The 18,675-nt window shown below is 33.1% G+C and carries 16 protein-coding genes; 9 read left to right on the top strand and 7 right to left on the bottom strand.

What is annotated here, in order from left to right:
* Window positions 1–81: 81 nt before the first annotated feature.
* The 3 genes from DU428_RS07580 to DU428_RS07570 all read right to left on the bottom strand — a co-directional run bounded on the left by DU428_RS07580 (window position 82) and on the right by DU428_RS07570 (window position 3,134).
* A complete protein-coding gene (locus tag DU428_RS07580) occupies window positions 82–669 on the bottom strand; it encodes a hypothetical protein (RefSeq protein ID WP_113965991.1) in 588 nt (195 codons plus the stop codon).
* 178 nt (window positions 670–847) lie between these two features.
* Complete coding sequence (locus DU428_RS07575; protein WP_072351690.1) at window positions 848–2,203, bottom strand: DEAD/DEAH box helicase; 1,356 nt, start codon at window positions 2,201–2,203, stop codon at window positions 848–850.
* 40 nt (window positions 2,204–2,243) lie between these two features.
* Window positions 2,244–3,134: an aldose 1-epimerase family protein gene (locus tag DU428_RS07570; protein WP_113965992.1), complete on the bottom strand. Its 891-nt coding sequence runs from the start codon at window positions 3,132–3,134 to the stop codon at window positions 2,244–2,246.
* A gap of 80 nt (window positions 3,135–3,214) precedes the next feature.
* Here DU428_RS07570 and pabB point away from each other — a divergent pair, with 80 nt between their 5' ends.
* The 5 genes from pabB (at window position 3,215) to DU428_RS07545 (ending at window position 10,534) form a co-directional block, all read left to right on the top strand.
* A complete protein-coding gene (pabB, locus tag DU428_RS07565) occupies window positions 3,215–4,516 on the top strand; it encodes an aminodeoxychorismate synthase component I (protein WP_072351693.1) in 1,302 nt (433 codons plus the stop codon).
* 72 nt (window positions 4,517–4,588) lie between these two features.
* A complete protein-coding gene (gene tilS / locus DU428_RS07560; protein WP_072351694.1) occupies window positions 4,589–5,902 on the top strand; it encodes a tRNA lysidine(34) synthetase TilS in 1,314 nt (437 codons plus the stop codon).
* Window positions 5,899–7,860, top strand: coding sequence for a protein-disulfide reductase DsbD family protein (locus DU428_RS07555; RefSeq protein ID WP_113965993.1), 1,962 nt, complete (start codon window positions 5,899–5,901; stop codon window positions 7,858–7,860). Before tilS ends, DU428_RS07555 begins: the two co-directional genes overlap by 4 nt.
* Window positions 7,861–7,940: 80 nt before the next feature.
* Complete coding sequence (ade, locus tag DU428_RS07550; protein WP_072351698.1) at window positions 7,941–9,563, top strand: adenine deaminase; 1,623 nt, start codon at window positions 7,941–7,943, stop codon at window positions 9,561–9,563.
* A gap of 8 nt (window positions 9,564–9,571) precedes the next feature.
* Entirely contained in the window at window positions 9,572–10,534 is a 963-nt protein-coding gene (locus tag DU428_RS07545; RefSeq protein ID WP_113965994.1) for a YheT family hydrolase, read from the top strand.
* A 1-nt stretch (window position 10,535) separates the two neighbouring features.
* Here the strand turns inward: DU428_RS07545 and DU428_RS07540 are convergent, their stop codons facing one another.
* A complete protein-coding gene (locus tag DU428_RS07540; RefSeq protein ID WP_113965995.1) occupies window positions 10,536–11,513 on the bottom strand; it encodes an NAD(P)H-dependent flavin oxidoreductase in 978 nt (325 codons plus the stop codon).
* A gap of 172 nt (window positions 11,514–11,685) precedes the next feature.
* On the opposite strand from DU428_RS07540, the gene DU428_RS07535 reads away from it, so the two are divergent.
* The 4 genes from DU428_RS07535 (at window position 11,686) to DU428_RS07520 (ending at window position 15,448) form a co-directional block, all read left to right on the top strand.
* Entirely contained in the window at window positions 11,686–13,254 is a 1,569-nt protein-coding gene (locus tag DU428_RS07535) for a YifB family Mg chelatase-like AAA ATPase (RefSeq protein ID WP_394340974.1), read from the top strand.
* A gap of 81 nt (window positions 13,255–13,335) precedes the next feature.
* Entirely contained in the window at window positions 13,336–13,845 is a 510-nt protein-coding gene (locus DU428_RS07530; protein WP_072351704.1) for a hypothetical protein, read from the top strand.
* A 191-nt stretch (window positions 13,846–14,036) separates the two neighbouring features.
* Window positions 14,037–14,609, top strand: coding sequence for a hypothetical protein (locus tag DU428_RS07525; RefSeq protein WP_123796495.1), 573 nt, complete (start codon window positions 14,037–14,039; stop codon window positions 14,607–14,609).
* 23 nt (window positions 14,610–14,632) lie between these two features.
* Window positions 14,633–15,448, top strand: a complete 816-nt coding sequence (locus tag DU428_RS07520; RefSeq protein WP_083585103.1) for a sensor histidine kinase — start codon at window positions 14,633–14,635, stop codon at window positions 15,446–15,448.
* Here DU428_RS07520 and DU428_RS07515 read toward each other — a convergent pair.
* The 3 genes from DU428_RS07515 to DU428_RS07505 form a co-directional block, all read right to left on the bottom strand.
* The gene (locus tag DU428_RS07515) at window positions 15,445–16,155 is read right to left on the bottom strand and encodes an RluA family pseudouridine synthase (protein ID WP_072351708.1); all 711 of its coding nucleotides are present in this window, start codon (window positions 16,153–16,155) and stop codon (window positions 15,445–15,447) included. The two genes, DU428_RS07520 and DU428_RS07515, sit on opposite strands and share 4 nt — an antisense overlap.
* A gap of 48 nt (window positions 16,156–16,203) precedes the next feature.
* Complete coding sequence (gene panB / locus DU428_RS07510) at window positions 16,204–17,022, bottom strand: 3-methyl-2-oxobutanoate hydroxymethyltransferase (RefSeq protein ID WP_072351709.1); 819 nt, start codon at window positions 17,020–17,022, stop codon at window positions 16,204–16,206.
* A 151-nt stretch (window positions 17,023–17,173) separates the two neighbouring features.
* A complete protein-coding gene (locus DU428_RS07505; protein WP_072351711.1) occupies window positions 17,174–18,595 on the bottom strand; it encodes an L-serine ammonia-lyase in 1,422 nt (473 codons plus the stop codon).
* Window positions 18,596–18,675 lie beyond the last annotated feature (80 nt).

The following is an 18,675-nucleotide window of genomic DNA, read 5'->3' as shown; positions in this document are numbered from 1 at the left end:
AATGGTAAATTATAGATTTTAGAGCTTTTATTTTATGTTCTTAACAAAGATTTATAAGTCCTTTAAACCGCAAAAAGTCATTTAGGTGTAAATTAAATCTCTGATGCGAAGGCGTTTGTTGTAATTATATTCGTTTACATCTCTAACGAAGCAGTATTCACTTATAGTATTTTCATATACTTTTTTTGAAAGTTCTTCTACTGTAAATGGTCCGAATTCTTTGGATTTTTCGATATAGTAAAATTCGTGTTCGTAAATGATGTTTGTAGCTTTTTCCTTGTATTTATCATGAAGAAATTGCTGTACATCTTCTACAGAATTTAAAGAGTTTGAATAGCTGTTTTCGTTTATAAATACCGCGCAATCGTTAGTTTTTGGTTTTTTTAAAACGAGAATATCATCATCTTTAAAATAAGCTTTTACAATAACTTTTCCGTCTTCGGTTTTAATAGAAAAAATATTTTTAGTCTCTAAAGTCCAAGAGGTTTCAATAGTTTTATGGTTTTCATGGATGTGAAGGAGGTTCTCGTTTTTAAAAATATAAACGGCTTTCTTTTTTGAAATTCCGTTTACCAAAACCCAATGCTGATTAAGAAATAGTTTTTCATAATGGGTAGCATAATGAAAATCTTCTAGGTTTGGAAGTAAGTTAAAAATGGAAGAAGCCATTGGATTGCGTTTATATAACTAACTTAATGAATAATTATATAAATGGAAAACCATAAATGGGTTTATTTACTTTTTTGAAGCAAATAAGTTCTAGCATAAACAACTAATTTTATTCTTATACAAGAAAAAACCTTTCGCAGTTACAAGCAAAATAAGTGATTAAAAAACAGGAAAGAAACTATCTTTTGTTTCGTTTGTTATAGTTTTTATCTCCTCGGGATTTAGGCTTTTTATATTTGGCTGCAATTCTAAACTTATAAGAACCTCCTAAATTTACCTTAGAGTTTTTTTCTGATTTTTCATGGAAAGCTGGTCCAGGAGCATCTTCGTCTTTTCTGCGTTTATGTGGATTGTTACGCTCTTTTATTTGAGGTCTTTCTTCTTCAATTAATTCCGTTGAAATTTCAACTTCTTCAGGAATAGAAATTACAGGAATTTCCATTTCCATTAAAGCTTCAATGTTTTCTAGAGCTTCTTGCTCTTTTTCGGTGTATAAAATAATAGATTGGCCTTCGCGTTCTGCACGACCAGTTCTACCAATTCTGTGCATATAGTTTTCTGGGTAAGCTGGCGTATCAAAGTTAATTACGTGGCTTACATTTTCAATATCAAGTCCGCGGGCCATTACATCTGTTGCAACTAGAATTCTGTTGAAACCTTCTCTAAACTGTTCGATACTACGTAGTCTGTAGTTTTGTGTTTTGTTAGAGTGAATTACGCAAAGCTCTTCGTGGAATTCTTCGTCGAGTGCTTCAAATAATCTGTCGGCCATTTTTTTATTGGCAACAAAAATTAAAACCTTATTAAATTCTTCAGTGTCTTGAAGTAAATGCTTTAATAAATTTAGTTTAGTGTAAAAATTAGGAACACTATATTTTGTTTGAGATATATTTTCAAGTGGTGTACCGGAAACAGCAATAGAAACTCTTTCTGGGCTAATAAAGAAATCATTAATTAGCTCGCTTACATCTTCTGTCATAGTTGCAGAAAACATGATATTTTGCCTTTTCTTTGGTAAAATGTCGAAAATATTAATAAGCTGATGTCTGAAACCTAAGTCTAGCATCACATCAACTTCATCTATAACTAGTTTCTGAATAGACTTTAATTGTAAAACTCTAGATAGAGCCAAGTCGTACATTCTTCCAGGAGTAGCAACTAAAATATCAATTCCTTCGGCAATTGCTCGCTTTTGTGTATTGATATTGGTTCCTCCATAAACACCTAAAACGCGATTGTTTATGTATTTTGAAAGTTTTTCAATTTCTTCAACTACCTGTACCACTAATTCTCTAGTTGGTACTAAAATTAAAATTCTAGGGTTTTCTTGTTTAGAAAATGGTAGGTTTTTTAAGATTGGAAGCATATAGGCAAAGGTTTTTCCTGTTCCTGTTTGTGCTATTCCAACCATATCTTTTCCGCTAGCAACCACATTAAATGCTTCTGCTTGAATAGGAGTGGGTGTTGTAAAACCTAAATCATCTAAGGCGTTGTATAAAGGTGTGTTTAAATTAAGATCTTGAAAAGTACTCATGGTTATTTTATATGTTGCAAATTTACTACTTAAATATTTATTAGACTACATGCGCTTTATGTATTTCAATACTATATTTCGCTTTGAAATTAGAGCTTGCCTCTAATTTAATGATGCCTTCTTTACTTGGTAATTGCTGGTTTGTTGTTTCTAAATCGGCATAGCCTATCCAAGGTTCTATACAAACATAGTCTGCATTTGGTTTTGCCCAAATACCTAAATGCGGAAAATCGGCATAGTTTAGAGTTATAATATCACCTTTGTTTTTACTGTTTAAAGTTATTTTTCTAGATTTTAAATCTTTAAACACCAAAGCATCTTTGTTGAATAAGCTGTAGTTTAAATCTAAGGTATTTGATTTGTCTAGGACTAGTTCTTTTTGGTTTGTTAGTAATCCGTTTTCTAAATTTAGTAAATATGTTTCGGCAGTTTCCGTAAATTCAAAACGAAGATTATAATCTGAATATTTTTCATTTTCATAAACTGGACATTTAAAAGCAGGATGTCCGCCAATAGAGAAAAACATTGGTTTGTTGTCAAGGTTTTTTACTTCATGATGTATATGTAAAATATTTTCCTTTAAGCTAAATTGTATATTATAACAGAATTTAAAAGGATATAATTTTAAGCTTTCTTGGTTGTATTTTAGTTGAAATTTTAAACTACTTTCTGTTTTTTCAATTAGTTTTATATCGGGATTATGCCTAATGAAACCGTGCTTTGGCATGTTGTAAGTTTTGCCTTCAAAAATATATTCATTGTTTTTTAAAGCGCCAATAATAGGGAATAGGTTAGGGGCAAAGCTTCCCCAAATAGTTGGGTCTGCATCCCACATAAATGCAGTTTTGTTTTTTACGGAAGAAATTTCATATAGTTCTGCACCAATTTTTTTGACTGCAATTTTTATTAACTTATTGGATATCTGATACATTTAAGAAAGAATTTAATCTAGTACCGAAAAGATATTGTTTTTTAAGTATTCTCCTTAACTTTACGCGTAATTTTTTTTCCTTGAGAACAACAACTACATATACGCCCAAATCTATTGAAGCTTTTAAAAGTCAGCTACTGGCTTGGAGTCAGCAATTTTCTGAAGTTGTTTGGTTAGACTCTAATGTTCAAAACTTTCCGAAAAAACAAAAATATTCTAGCTATGATGCTATTTTGGCTGTTGATGCCTTTACAAGCATTCAAACCGATTATATAGATGGTTTTAAGAAGCTAAAAGAATATCAAAAATCTACAAACGATTGGATTTTTGGCTATTTGACTTATGATTTAAAGAACGATGTAGAAGAGCTAAGCTCTAAAAACTTGGACGGATTGGGTTTTCCTGATTTATGTTTTTTTCAGCCTAAAAAAATCTTCTTTTTCAAAGGAAATACGGTTAAGATAAAATACCTACATGCTGTTGATGACGAATGGGAAGTAGATTTGAACGCAATACTTGTTTCTAAAAACGAAACATTAAATAAGAAAAACGAAGTAAATATTAAACTTCGAATTCATAAAGAAGAATATTTTAAAAAGTTAGACAAAGTTCTTGCTCATATCCAAAGAGGGGATATTTACGAAGCTAATATTTGTCAGGAGTTTTATGCGGAGGAAACTACTATTCATCCTTTAGAAACCTTTAATAAGTTAAACGCCATTTCTCAAGCTCCTTTTGCTGCTTTTTTAAAAATCAACGATAAGTACTTGTTATCTGCTTCGCCAGAACGATATATCAAGAAAAAAGGAAATAAAATTATTTCGCAGCCTATAAAAGGAACTGCAAAACGCAGTAAAAACCATCATGAAGATCAGGCTTTAAAATATGAATTAAAGCATGATGATAAAGAGCGAAGTGAAAATATCATGATTGTTGATTTGGTTAGAAATGATTTGTCTAAAACGGCAACAAAAGGAAGTGTAAAAGTGAAAGAACTTTGTAAGATTTACACTTTTAATCAGGTGCATCAAATGATTTCTACCGTAGTTTCTAAAGTTGAAAAAGATATTCACCCGGTAGATGTCATTCAGACAACCTTTCCTATGGGGAGCATGACCGGGGCGCCAAAAGTTTCGGCTATGAATATTATAGAAGATGTTGAGGAAACCAAACGAGGACTCTATTCTGGGGCTGTTGGCTACTTCAGTCCAAAAGGCAACTTCGATTTCAATGTAGTCATTAGAAGCATTTTATACAACGAAACAAATAAATATGTTTCCTATTCTGTAGGTGGAGCCATCACAGCTAAAAGCAACCCAATTAACGAGTATGAAGAGTGCTTGGTTAAGGCAAGAGCGATGCGTGAAGTATTAGAAAATTAAACGCCCATTTACGATATTAAAATTCCTTTATATTCCACGATGCTAGAAGTAAAATAATGCTAAATTTACGCTGTGTTAAAAGCCTTTAAAAACCATATAAACGAAAACCTGCCTTTTTTAAAAGAAGGAAAACTTCTTATCGCTATTTCAGGCGGATTAGATTCGGTGGTTTTAACGCATTTATCTAAGCAAGCAAAACTGCATTTCTCACTAGCACATTGTAATTTTAATTTAAGAAATGAAGCTAGTAATGCAGATGAGGATTTTGTCATGCATTTAGCAGAAGATCTATATGTAGAGGTCTTTGTACAGAATTTTGATACCGAAGCCTATGCCAAAACACACAAGCTTTCTACGCAAATGGCAGCTAGGGAGTTGCGTTATGACTGGTTTGAAGAATTAAGCGAACAACTGAAATTCGATTATATCCTAACTGCTCATCACGCAGATGATAACCTAGAAACTTTTTTAATTAACCTAACAAGAGGAACCGGTTTAGAAGGACTTACGGGAATTCCACAAGTCAATAAAAAACTGGTTAGACCATTGTTGAGTTTTTCTAGAGAAGCACTAGAAACTTACGCAAAGGCAAATAATATTGCATGGAGAGAAGATGCAACAAATGCTTCAACCAAATATTTAAGAAACAAACTACGTCATGAGGTTATTCCGAAGTTAAAAGAAGTTAATACGGAGTTACTTTCAAATTTTGAAAAAACCATAAATCATTTACAAGATTCTAAATCTTTAATTGTCGATGCTGTTTCAAAAGTACAGAATGAAGTAGTTTCGGAAGAAGGAGATCTCATCAAATTTCATATTGCAAAGCTTCAACAGTTATCCAATACCAAAGCATATTTATATGAATTGTTGAAGGATTTTGGTTTTACCCAATGGAAGGATGTTTATGATTTATTAGAAGCACAATCTGGAAAGCAAGTATTTTCTAAGGAATTTAGATTGTTGAAAGATAGAGAGTATCTCTTGCTAACCAGGATTTCTTCCGAAGAAAATACCAACACAATACAAGTTTCAGAAAATACTAAAAAAACAGAAACAACCTTAGGTGATTTGCTTTTTGAGGAGGTAGAAACTATAACAGAAACAAGCCCTAATTGTATTTTTGTTGATAAAGATTTGTTAAAATACCCTTTAACTATTAGACATTGTAAAAAAGGGGACTATTTTTACCCTTTTGGGATGCAAGGAAAGAAAAAGCTAAGCAAATTTTTTAAAGATGAGAAATACTCACTTTTAGAAAAAGAAAAAGCTTTAGTGTTGTGTTCTGAAGAAAATATAATTTGGATAATAAATAAACGTGGTGACAATCGTTATAAAGTCACAGATAAAACTAATAGCATATTAAAAATTACATTTCAAAAATGAAACACTTTTTACTAGTACTACTCACCGTTTTTTCATTTAGTCAATCCTTTTCCCAGATTCAACCCGTAAAATGGACAACAGAAGTAGAGAAAATTTCTGATAAGGAATATAACCTTGTTTTTAAGGCAGATATTGAAGATCATTGGCATTTATATTCTCAGGTTTTACCAGAAGGTGGAGCACTTCCAACAGAATTCTTATTCGATTCTATTGCACAGACAACCGACTATAGACGTGTAGGTAAAGTTTTAGAAAGTGAGAGCATTACCGAGTTTGATAAGGTGTTTCAAATGGATTTAACCTTTTTTGATAACGAAGCAACTTTTACACAAAAAATAGAACTTTTAAATCCAGAAGTAACTACAATTACTAGTGAAATATACTACCAAGCTTGTGATGATGCAAGATGTATTTTTGAAAGCGAAATAGTAAACTTCAGCTTAGATGGCTCTGAAGTTACTGCGCCCGTTGCTAATGTGGATGAGAGAAGTAAAGAGTTGTCAGAGAAATTACAGTTAAATGTAACAGGATGGGATAATTATGAAAAAGAAGAGTATAAAGAAAAATCTAATTTAGGAATATTTATTCTTGGATTCCTAGGAGGATTAATCGCATTGCTTACGCCTTGTGTATTCCCTATGATTCCATTAACCGTTTCATTCTTTACAAAGAGTGCTAGTAACTCCCAAAAAGGTCTTGCAAATGCAATGATGTACGGGGTGTTTATATTAGTGATTTATGTGCTTTTAAGTTTACCTTTCCATTTCTTAGATTCGCTTAACCCAGAGATATTAAATACGATATCTACAAACGTTTGGTTGAATATTATTTTCTTTGTCATATTAGCGTTTTTCGCATTTTCATTCTTTGGATATTACGAAATAACCTTACCGGCATCTTGGGGAAATAAAATGGATTCTGCTTCAAACGTAGGAGGTATCATCGGTATTTTCTTTATGGCCTTAACACTTGCTATTGTATCCTTTTCATGTACAGGTCCAATTTTAGGGTCTTTACTAGCAGGATCACTTACAAGTGATGGTGGAGCAATGCAACTAACGCTAGGAATGTCTGGTTTCGGATTAGCGCTAGCATTACCGTTTACCTTATTCGCTATGTTCCCAAAATGGTTAAATGCCTTACCAAAATCTGGTGGATGGTTAAATACAACCAAAGTAGTTTTAGGTTTCTTAGAGCTGGCAATGGCTTTCAAATTCTTATCTAATGCGGACTTAGTAAAGCACTGGGGATTATTAAAGCGTGAAGTATTTATTGGAATCTGGATTGTTTTAGGAATCGGATTATTATTATACTTATTAGGAAAAATTAAATTCCCACATGATAGTCCAATTAAGAAATTAAGCTTCGGAAGAATCTCTTTCGCTGTTTTAGTTGGAGCATTCGTTATTTACTTAATTCCAGGATTATCAAATACAGAACATGCAAACTTGAAATTATTAAGTGGTTTCCCACCACCAATGTTTTATAGTGTTTACGAACAAGATTCAGATTGTCCATTAGGATTAGATTGCTACAAAGATTTAGAAGAAGGAGTTGCTGTTGCTAAAGCAGAAAACAAACCTATCATGTTAGATTTTACAGGTTGGGCTTGTGTAAACTGTAGAAAAATGGAAGAGCAAGTTTGGAGTAAAGACAATATTTATCAAGTCTTAAGTGAAGAATACATCATTATTTCTTTATATGTAGACGACAGAAAAGAGTTGGAGGAGAATGAACAATTCCAGTTCTTAAAACAAAACGGAAGCGTTAAAAATATTAAAACAATAGGAGATAAGTGGGCAACTTTACAAACCCTTAACTTCCAAAATAACTCCCAACCATATTATGTATTATTAAACCATGACATGGAGTTACTAAATCACCCAATAGGTAATACGCCAAATGCCGATACTTATTATAATTGGTTAGTAAAAGGAGTTGAAAATTATAAAAAGTAAATTCGTAAAATGATAAAAAGCCTTCCAATATCGGAAGGTTTTTTATTTATATTCGTTTTTATAAAACACAGTAAAGAGTCATGAAAATACAAGGAAATATAGTAGATATACCTAATAGTAGAATTTTTAAGGGAGAAGTGCATATCGAAGATGGTAAAATAACTTCTGTAGTAGAAAAAGACAATTCCAATAATCACTTTATTCTTCCTGGTTTTGTAGATGCTCATATTCATATTGAAAGTTCAATGTTGGTGCCAAGTGAATTTGCCAAACTAGCCGTGCAACATGGTTCTGTTGCAACAGTTAGCGATCCGCATGAAATTGCAAATGTGTTAGGAGTAGCAGGAGTAGAGTTTATGATTGAAAACGGAAAGCAAGTTCCTTTTAAGTTTCATTTTGGAGCACCTAGTTGTGTTCCAGCTACAAGCTTTGAATCTGCTGGTGCTGTAATAGATTCGGAAGGAATAAAATTACTTATGGAAAATCCAGATATCAAGTATCTAGCCGAAATGATGAATTATCCTGGCGTTTTATTTGATGATGAAGAAGTTCTTAAGAAAATAGCACATGCCAAAGCAAACAACAAACCAGTAGATGGGCATGCTCCGGGAGTTAGAGGCGAAGATATAAGCAAATATATAGCCGCAGGAATTTCTACAGATCATGAGTGTTTTACCTATGAGGAGGCATTAGAAAAACTTCAAAAAGGTATGAAGATTTTGATTCGTGAAGGATCTGCTGCAAAAAACTTTGAAGCTCTAATCGATTTGCTTCCTGAACATTTTGAAAATATGATGTTTTGTAGTGATGATAAGCATCCAGACGATTTAATTATTGATCATATAAACAAACTTTGCGCAAGAGCTGTAGCAAAAGATATAGATGTTTTTAAAGTACTACAGGCAGCTTGTATTAATCCAGTAAAACATTATAATTTAGATGTAGGTTTATTGCAAATTGGAGATGCGGCAGATTGTATTGTAGTTGAAGATTTAAAAGATTTTAAAACACTTCAAACCTATGTGGATGGAGAATTGGTTTATGACTTCGGAAAAGTACATATTAAAGATGTTATATTCGAAAACCTAAACAATTTCCATACAGAAAAGAAGGAAGTAACTGATTTTAGAATAGATTCTTCTGCAGAAAAAATTCGAGTTATCGAAGCTTTAGAAGGTCAGTTGGTAACTAACGAACTGGTAGAAGAAGCTACTATTGAAAACGGAAACTTGGTTTCTAATATAGAAAACGATGTGTTAAAAATGACCGTTGTTAATCGGTATAATAATGATAAACCGGCTGTAGCATTCATTAAAAACTTCGGATTAAAAGAAGGGGCAATAGCGAGTTCTGTTGGTCATGATTCACATAATATTATCGCTGTTGGCGTTTCTGATGAAGCTATTTGCAAAGCAGTAAATCTAATCATAGAAAACAAAGGAGGTATTTGTGCAGTTTCTAATTCTGAAGAAAAGATTGTTCCACTTCCTGTAGCAGGAATTATGAGTGATCAAGACGGTGAAACCATAGGAAAAGCTTATGCTACTTTAGATACGATGGCAAAGCAATTAGGAAGCGCCTTACACGCTCCTTATATGACTTTGTCCTTTATGGCCTTGTTGGTTATTCCTTCGCTTAAACTAAGTGATAAAGGCTTGTTTGACGGGAATACTTTTCAATTTACTTCTTTAGAAAAAATATAATTAAAATTATGCCGGTTATACAATCTACTTATAAAGCACCATATTTTTTTAGAAATGGTTTTGTAACAACCGTTTACTCTGGTTTAATTAGGAAAGTTTCAGGATTAGATCAAAAAAGAGAGAGAATTACCTTATCAGACGGAGATTTTTTAGATCTAGATTGGAGTTATTCCGAAGAAAAATCAAAAAAACTGATTATTATTTTACATGGTTTAGAAGGTAATGCACAACGCCATTATATAACAGGAACAGCTAAGTATTTTAATCAAAATGGTATTGATGCTGTTTCTATGAATTTTAGAGGTTGTAGCGGAGAGGATAATTTAACCTTTCGTTCCTATCATTCTGGTGATACTGATGATTTAAAGGAGGTGATTCAGCATATCTTACAAACAAAATCTTATACTGAAATATATCTTAAAGGTTTTAGTTTAGGTGGAAATGTTACTTTAAAGTATTTAGGGGAAACCACAGATATTCCGGAGCAGATAAAATACGGGATTGCAGTTTCTGTGCCATGTTATTTAGCAGGTTCAGCAAAAGAATTACACAGGTTAAAGAACAAGGCTTTTCATGACAAATTCAAAAATAATTTAAAATCTAAGTTGCTTTTAAAATCTCAGAAGTATCAAGGGGAAATAAAAGAATCTGATATTCAGGCTATTAAAACCCTTTACGATTTTGATAATCTGTACACCTCTAAAGCCCACGGATTTAAAGATGCTTACGATTATTATGAACAGAGCTCTAGTTTGCAATACCTTCCTAATATCAAGACACCAACCCTGCTAATAAATGCTCTCAACGATTCTTTTTTATCGGCAGACTGTTATCCTGTTAAAGAAGCGAAAAACAATGAAAATTTGTTTTTAGAAATGCCACAACACGGTGGGCATGTTGGATTTATAGATAAGGGAAAGTTTTATTATAATGAAAAACGCGCCTTAGATTTTATTCAGCAAAGCCGTTAGTTTACTTATAAATCTCCAAGTATTTGTATTGATCTTCAATAGCAGCTTTAAAGTCTTTTTTAAGTTCGGAAACTAGTTCTGCTACCTTTGGAACATTGTTAATATTGGTAACACCTTGGCCAGCAGACCAAATAGTAGCCCAAGCTTTAGCTTCGTCTTTATGTGCGGTTAGCTCTTCCCCAAAATCTACTTTCTTTTCTCTTTTAAGCATTTCTTCGGTAATTCCCATCGCCTGTAAACTTGGACCTAAGAAGTTTGCAGCAACACCAGAAATAGCAGCAGTATAAACAATATCGCTAGCACCAGCATCTATAATCATATCTCTATATTCTTTTGGTGCTTTACTTTCTTCTGTATTAATAAAACGAGTTCCCATATACGCTAAGTCGGCTCCCATTTGTAAAGCTGAAGCAACGTCACGTCCTGTACTAATTGTTCCGGCAAGCAAAATCGTTTTCTTAAAGAAGCTTTTAATTTCACCAATAAGTGGCATTGGGTTTATAGTTCCTGCATGTCCGCCAGCTCCGGCAGAAACTAGTATTAATCCGTCAACCCCAGCTTCAGCAGCTTTTTCCGCATGACGTTTTTTAATGATGTCATGAAAAACTAGTCCACCATAAGAATGTACAGCTTCTACTAGTTCTGAAACAGCTCCAAGCGAAGTAATTATTAAAGGCACTTCATGTTTAATACAGAGTTTTAAATCTGCTTCTAAACGAGGGTTTGTGTGGTGTACAATTAAGTTTACGCCAAAAGGTGCAGCCTTTTTACCCGTTTCTTTTTCAAAAGCAGCAAGAGCTGTTTTAATTTCTATTAGCCATTCTTCAAAACCTTCACTAGTTCGTTGGTTTAAAGCAGGGAAAGTTCCTACGATACCGTTTTTACAACATTCAATCACTAATTGCGGACCAGATATTAAAAACATTGGTGCAGCGATTATAGGTAATGTTAAGTCGTTTATAAAGGATGGTTTACTCATGGTATTTGTTTCAAATTAAATTATGAAGTAGTATGGAAAAGGCTTTTAGTAAAAGCGATTTTATATTTCAATAACTACAAATATACCAATCTAAAACCTTGTTTAAAACGAAATTCCATGGAAATATTTAGACTTGCTTTTTGTGTTTCTTTATTCTATTTTTAATAAAATAATTTCTTACAATAAAGTAAATCAGTCTATTATGCTTAAAAAAGTATTTGGAAGTGCCGTCTTTGGCGTAGAGGCAACAACTATAACTGTAGAGGTTAATGTAGATACGGGCATTGGTTATCATCTTGTTGGCTTACCTGATAACGCCATAAAAGAGAGTAATTACAGAATTGCAGCAGCTTTACAGAATAACGGCTATAAAATTCCAGGAAAAAAGATAATTATTAATATGTCTCCTGCAGATTTAAGAAAGGAGGGAAGTGCTTACGATTTAACACTTGCTATAGGAATTTTAGCTGCAAGTAAACAAATACAAGCAGAAAATTTAGAGGATTTTCTTATTATGGGAGAATTATCTCTTGACGGAAAACTCCAACCAATTAAAGGAGTTTTGCCTATAGCAATTAAAGCACAGGAAGAGGGTTTTAAAGGTTTTATTCTTCCAAAGGAAAACGCAAAGGAAGCAGCAATAGTTTCTGGATTAGATGTTTATGGAGTAGAAAATATTAAAGAAGTTATACACTATTTTGATAAAGGCGAAGCGCTAATTCCGACCATTATAAATGTAGAAGAAGAATTTAATAAAAACCTTAATTTTCCAGAGTTTGATTTTTCAGATGTAAAAGGCCAAGAGTCTATAAAACGATGTATGGAAATTGCTGCAGCGGGCGGACATAATATTATTTTAATTGGCCCGCCAGGTGCTGGAAAAACGATGCTTGCTAAAAGATTGCCAAGTATTTTGCCGCCAATGACTATTCAAGAAGCTTTAGAAACCACAAAAATTCATTCGGTTGCAGGTAGAGTAAAAGCCAATTCAGGAATTATGGCACAGCGACCATTTCGATCGCCTCACCACACAATTTCCAACGTAGCGCTTGTTGGTGGCGGTAGTTATCCGCAACCAGGAGAAATATCCTTATCGCATAATGGTGTTTTGTTTTTAGATGAATTACCTGAATTTAAAAGAGAAGTTTTAGAAGTAATGCGTCAGCCATTAGAAGATAGAGAAGTGACTATTTCAAGAGCAAAATTCACGGTTACATATCCGTCTTCCTTTATGTTGGTGGCGAGTATGAACCCGAGTCCGGGAGGATATTTTAATGATCCTGATGCACCGGTAACCTCTTCGCCAGCAGAAATGCAGCGTTATTTAAGTAAGGTTTCCGGGCCTTTATTAGATAGGATAGATATTCATATTGAAGTAACTCCGGTTCCTTTTGAGAAACTTTCAGAAGAACGAAAAGGGGAAACTTCTGTAGAGATTAGAAAACGCGTCATACAAGCTAGAGAGTTTCAAACACAAAGATTTGCAGAGTCTGAGCTAGTACATTATAACGCCCAAATGAATACCAAACAGATAAGAAAATACTGTGTACTGGATGAAGCTTCAAAATCCTTATTAAAAACAGCCATGGACCGATTAAATCTTTCGGCAAGAGCCTATGATCGAATTTTAAAAGTATCTAGAACTATTGCAGATCTTGAAGGAAGTGCAGATATAAAAGGATCTCATATAAGTGAGGCAATTCAATATAGAAGCTTAGATAGAGAAGGTTGGTTAGGTTAGTTTAAGATATTAATACAGATTAATTGAAAGAAATTTCATTCTTTTTAATACTTTTAAAAACTATTAATCAATTATTTAATCATGAAAAAAATTAGTTTATTCCTTCTTGGTGTTTTTATCGGGGCTTTTGTTACTTATTATTTCTTCACTAATTCTAGTGTTGCGGATACTCCAATTACTGATGTAGTACCTCCAAAGGGGCTTATTACCCCACAAAAAGCTAAAATGCTAGATGAGGCTTTTGATAGCAGACATGCATTAATTAGTAAATCTATTGTGATGCGACCAGATAACCGTTCGACATGGTGGTCTTTAGAAGACATGCAGAAATATTTAGCTTATGCTGAAAAAGAATCTGCCGATTTAGGGTATACAATGACTGGTGTTAGGGTGTATTTGGGAGCTTACCCAACGGTAGAAGAGGTAGGTTATACCACAATGTTTTTAGTTCCTACTGGGGCAAAAGATCTTTCTAAAGCAGGTAGTACTTTTTTTAGTATGACGCAAGATGGAAAAGGAGATATTCCTGGTGGAAGTGGATTGAATGACGGTGGAATGGGGAATCCACCTTTTGTAAGTTATCCGCAGTAATTTGTTTATACCTTTCCTATTTTGTGCGAAACAATTTTGAATCTAGTACTTAAATAAAACACCTGTTGAGACAATTTTTATTTGATTATTACGATATACTAACTAAGAGCTTTGAGATTTTTGCTTTTATAGTTGGTGTTTTTGTTTATAAAAAATATAAAAATACACATGTAAAATATTTTATATGGTTCTTGGCATGGGTAGTAATAGTGGAGATTGTAGGAGCTTATCCTTCGTATTTCAAAAACTTGAGACTATTTCACTTAATTGAAGGAACTTTAGTAGAAAAGAATTATTGGTGGTATACCTTGTTTTGGGCTTCGGCGGCAACAGTGTTTTATCCCTGGTTTTTAAGTCGGAAGTATGAGTCCCTTCTTTTAAAAAGAATTATTAAAGCCTGTATATATCTGTATTTGTTGGTTTTATTATTTATGGTAATTCCAGACTATCGAAACATTTTTGAAATAAGACCAACATATATAACTATATTAAACGTTGCAATTATACTTATTAGTTCTGTTTTTTATTTATTTGAATTATTGAATTCTGAAAAAATAATTAACTCCTTTCAGTCGGTTTACTTTTATGTAGCAGTAATTTTATTTTTATGGTGGCTTATAACAACACCTCTAAACTTTTTTGAAGTGTATAGTACGGATTCTGATTGGGATTTTGTTGCTATAAAGTGGACAATCAAATTAATTGCAAATATTTTTATGTATTTAGGATTTGCTTTTGCATTAATAAAGAGTAAACCTGAGTAAGGAAACTAATTTTTAACTTATAGATGTATTTTATTAATCTTATATTATTACAAGCACAAGCTACTGTTTCAACATCAGCAGAACGATACCTGTTGGTTTATATGGTTAGTGTATTGTTTGTAGTTACTGCTTTGGTAGTTATTTTCTTTATTGTTTTTCAGAAAAGAAAAAACAAGCTCTTATTAGAAAAAATAAGACAACAACAGGCTTTTGACAAGGAGATTGTTAAAACTCAGACAGAAATTCAGGAACAAACCCTAAAAAACATAGGGTGGGAGTTACATGATAATATTGGTCAGCTTTTATCTGTTGCCAATATGCAGTTAAGCATTTTAAGCACGCAGGTTTCTCAGGAAGTGAAAGACAATATTTCTGAAACTACCAGCATTGTAAAAAAGAGTTTGATGGAGGTTCGTTCGCTTTCTAAGTCCTTAAATAGTGAGGTGATTTTAAATCAAGGTTTTGAAAAATCTATTGTTAATGAGTTGGATAGGTTGAAACGAATGAAATTTACCAATGCAGATTTAGAAATTAAAGGTGTTTCTAAACCAATATCCAATAAAAATCACGAGATAATTATTTTTAGAATTCTACAAGAGTTTTTCTCAAACGCTGTAAAATATTCCGAAGCAGAAAGCATTAAAGTTTGTTTAGATTATAAAGAAGATAGTCTTGTGGTTTCTGCAAATGATGATGGTAAGGGCTTTAATATGGAAACTTCAGAAAAAGGTTCTGGCTTATTAAATATGAAAAGTCGTGCAGAGCTAATAAAAGCTGATTTTAAATTGACTTCAAAAATAGGGGAAGGAGTACAGTTACAAATTGTATATAATTACTAAAGGCAAGCGTCCCAAACAGGATCTTTTGGTAAAGGAGCTATAATGTCTAGAGCTTCTTTAGAAACAGGGTGTATAAACTTAATTTGACGTGCATGTAAGCTAATACTTGCGTCTTTGTTACTTCTGTCAAATCCATATTTTAAATCTCCTTTAATAGGGCTGCCAATACTGGATAATTGAGTTCGGATTTGGTGATGTCTTCCAGTTTCTAAATCTACTTCAAGTAAAAAGTAATTATCTAAAGCTTTTAAGGTATTATAATGAAGAATGGCTTTTTTGCTATCTGTAACTTCTTTAGCGTAAGCGGTAGATTTGTTGTTTTTCGGGTTCTTTTTAAGCCAGTGAACTAAGGTGTCTTTTGGTTTTGCAGGTGCATTTTTTACTAGCGCCCAATAGGTTTTATGAATGACTTTAGAAACAAATAACTTATTTAATCTAGGTAAAACCTTGCTAGTTTTAGCAAAGATGACAATCCCCGTTGTTGGTCTGTCCAATCTATGTACAGTACCTAAATAAACATTTCCAGGTTTATTGTATTTATCCTTGATATAATCCTTTACTACGTCACTTAAAGGTTTGTCTCCAGTTTTATCCCCTTGAACAATATCACCAGCGCGTTTGTTGACAACGATTATATGGTTGTCTTCATAAATTACTTGTAGATTATTTTTGTTTGATAATATTTTATCTGAAGCTTTTTTAGCCATCAATTTTTAACCTTTAAGTAATTTATGAAGTTTCATATTTATTTATAATTAGTACTGTTCTTCCTCATTAGGGAAGTCTCCAGTCTTAACATCATCTACATATTGAGAAATGGCGTTTGTCATGTCTTCGTAAAGATTCATATAGCGACGTAAAAAACGAGGGTTAAACTCATGTGTCATACCAATCATATCGTGAAGTACTAAAACCTGACCGTCAACACCATCACCAGCACCAATCCCTATAACAGGAATAGAAACACTTTCTGCAACTTCTTTCGCTAAAGCTGCTGGGATTTTTTCTAATACAATAGCAAAGCAACCTGCTTTTTCAAGCATTAAAGCATCTTCTTTTAATTGTTTCGCTTCTTGTTCTTCTTTTGCTCTTACAGTGTATGTTCCAAACTTATAAATAGATTGTGGCGTAAGTCCTAAGTGTCCCATTACTGGTATTCCAGCATGTAGAATTCTTTTTATAGACTCTTTAATCTCTTTACCACCTTCCATTTTTACAGCATGACCTCCAGATTCTTTCATAATTCTAATAGCAGAGCGTAAAGCTTCTTTTGGATCACTTTGGTAAGTTCCGAAAGGTAAATCTACAACTACCAAAGCTCTTTCAATTGCTCTTACTACAGAAGATGCGTGATAAATCATATGATCTAATGTAATAGGTAAAGTAGTTTCGTGACCAGCCATTACATTACTTGCAGAATCACCAACAAGTATAACATCTATTCCTGCGCCATCAACTATTTTTGCCATAGTATAATCGTAAGCAGTTAGCATAGATATTTTTTCTCCATTAGCTTTCATGTCTACTAGAGACTTAACGGTAATTCTTTTATATTGTTTTTTTGCTACAGACATCTGTTCTAAGTATAAAAATTATATAGTGTAAAAGTAATAAATTAAGTGAAACCAATCATTTATTGCTTAAACTAAGTGTATTTAGAAGGCTTCATTTGTGTATCATGAAGCCTTGGTTTATTAAAAATAAGTTGATTCTGAGAATGATTAATTAGCAATCTGCCATATTAACACTTACCGCAAGACCTCCTTCGCTAGTTTCTTTATATTTGGAGCTCATATCTTTAGCGGTTTCCCACATAGTAGCTACAACTTTGTCTAAAGGAACTTTTACGTTTTTAGGGTCGGTATTTAATGCTAATTCTGCAGCATTAATAGCTTTAATTGCTCCCATGGCATTTCTTTCTATACAAGGTATTTGTACTAGTCCGCCAATAGGATCACAAGTAAGTCCTAAATGATGCTCCATTGCAATTTCAGCTGCAATTAAAACCTGTTCAGGAGAACCTCCTAATAATTCGGTTAAAGCACCAGCTGCCATTGCTGAGCTAACCCCTATTTCTGCTTGACATCCACCCATAGCAGCACTAATGGTTGCGCCTTTTTTAAAGATACTTCCAATTTCTCCGGCAACTAATAAGAATTTTTTGATGTCTTCAAAATTACCATCGTGGTTTTCAATTACCAAGTAATACATTAAAACGGAAGGAATAACTCCTGCACTTCCATTTGTTGGAGCAGTTACTACTCGGCCTAAAGAAGCATTTACTTCGTTTACACCTAAAGCAAAGCAGCTAACCCATTTTAATATCTGTCTAAACCTAACCTCTGTGTTTCGTATCGAGTAAATCCATTCTACAGGATTAGAATACGGAGTGCTTCCTTTTAAGTTTTCGTACATGTCATAAGCACGGCGTCTTACGTTTAATCCGCCAGGAAGGTTTCCTTCGGTATGACAGCCTATGTACATACACTCTAGCATGGTATCCCAAATACGATGTAACTCTTTATCTATTTCTTCTTCTGTACGAATAGATTTTTCATTTTCTAAAACAACTTCAGAAATTGGGAGATTTAACTCTTTACAATATGCTAGAAGTTCTGTTCCTTTATCTATAGGATATGGGAAGGAGCATTTTATTTCTAAATTCTTTTTGTGAATGGTACGTTCTTCTTTTACTACAAAACCACCACCAATAGAGTAGAAGGTGGATTTTTTCTTTTTACCATTTATTATCGAAGTAAAAATCATTCCGTTAGAATGGAATGGTAAAAACTTTCTATTAAAAACAATATTTGTTTTAGGATCGAAGGAAATAGCTTTTTCACCATTAAAGGATAAAGTTTTTTCCTTATTAATGTTATCTATTATTTCCGGAATATTTTCTGTAGGAATTGTTTCGGGGTCGTAGCCACACAAACCTAACATTACAGCTAAGTCTGTTGCATGTCCTTTCCCTGTTAAGGATAAAGAACCATAAAGATCTACATGAATGGTTTCTACCTTATCGAAAGTGTTTTTTTCTTTAAGCTCTTTAATCCATCGTTCTGCTGCTCGCCAAGGTCCTAGTGTGTGAGAACTCGAAGGCCCAACACCAATCTTAAGCATATCAAAAACCGAAATACATTCCATATAATTACTCTGTTATTAATCAAAACAAAGATAAACTCTTTTTTTGTCAATAAAAGTACTAATGAGATTAATTACTTACT

Source organism: Oceanihabitans sediminis (genome assembly GCF_003337215.1).
Lineage (GTDB): Bacteria > Bacteroidota > Bacteroidia > Flavobacteriales > Flavobacteriaceae > Oceanihabitans > Oceanihabitans sediminis.
The sequence above is the reverse complement of the archived record's forward strand: the minus strand, read 5'-3'. Positions and strand labels throughout refer to the sequence as shown.

What these genes read in the sequence shown, in the direction of transcription:
- DU428_RS07570 (WP_113965992.1), bottom strand. Translation starts at nt 3,134, where the DNA reads ATGTATCAGATATCCAATAAGTTAATAAAAATTGCAGTCAAAAAAATT.
- DU428_RS07505 (WP_072351711.1), bottom strand. Translation starts at nt 18,595, where the DNA reads ATGGAATGTATTTCGGTTTTTGATATGCTTAAGATTGGTGTTGGGCCT.
- DU428_RS07575 (WP_072351690.1), bottom strand. Translation starts at nt 2,203, where the DNA reads ATGAGTACTTTTCAAGATCTTAATTTAAACACACCTTTATACAACGCC.
- DU428_RS07515 (WP_072351708.1), bottom strand. Translation starts at nt 16,155, where the DNA reads ATGGCTAAAAAAGCTTCAGATAAAATATTATCAAACAAAAATAATCTA.
- DU428_RS07530 (WP_072351704.1), top strand. Translation starts at nt 13,336, where the DNA reads ATGAAAAAAATTAGTTTATTCCTTCTTGGTGTTTTTATCGGGGCTTTT.
- DU428_RS07520 (WP_083585103.1), top strand. Translation starts at nt 14,633, where the DNA reads ATGTATTTTATTAATCTTATATTATTACAAGCACAAGCTACTGTTTCA.
- DU428_RS07540 (WP_113965995.1), bottom strand. Translation starts at nt 11,513, where the DNA reads ATGAGTAAACCATCCTTTATAAACGACTTAACATTACCTATAATCGCT.
- DU428_RS07580 (WP_113965991.1), bottom strand. Translation starts at nt 669, where the DNA reads ATGGCTTCTTCCATTTTTAACTTACTTCCAAACCTAGAAGATTTTCAT.
- ade (WP_072351698.1), top strand. Translation starts at nt 7,941, where the DNA reads ATGAAAATACAAGGAAATATAGTAGATATACCTAATAGTAGAATTTTT.
- DU428_RS07555 (WP_113965993.1), top strand. Translation starts at nt 5,899, where the DNA reads ATGAAACACTTTTTACTAGTACTACTCACCGTTTTTTCATTTAGTCAA.
- panB (WP_072351709.1), bottom strand. Translation starts at nt 17,022, where the DNA reads ATGTCTGTAGCAAAAAAACAATATAAAAGAATTACCGTTAAGTCTCTA.
- DU428_RS07545 (WP_113965994.1), top strand. Translation starts at nt 9,572, where the DNA reads ATGCCGGTTATACAATCTACTTATAAAGCACCATATTTTTTTAGAAAT.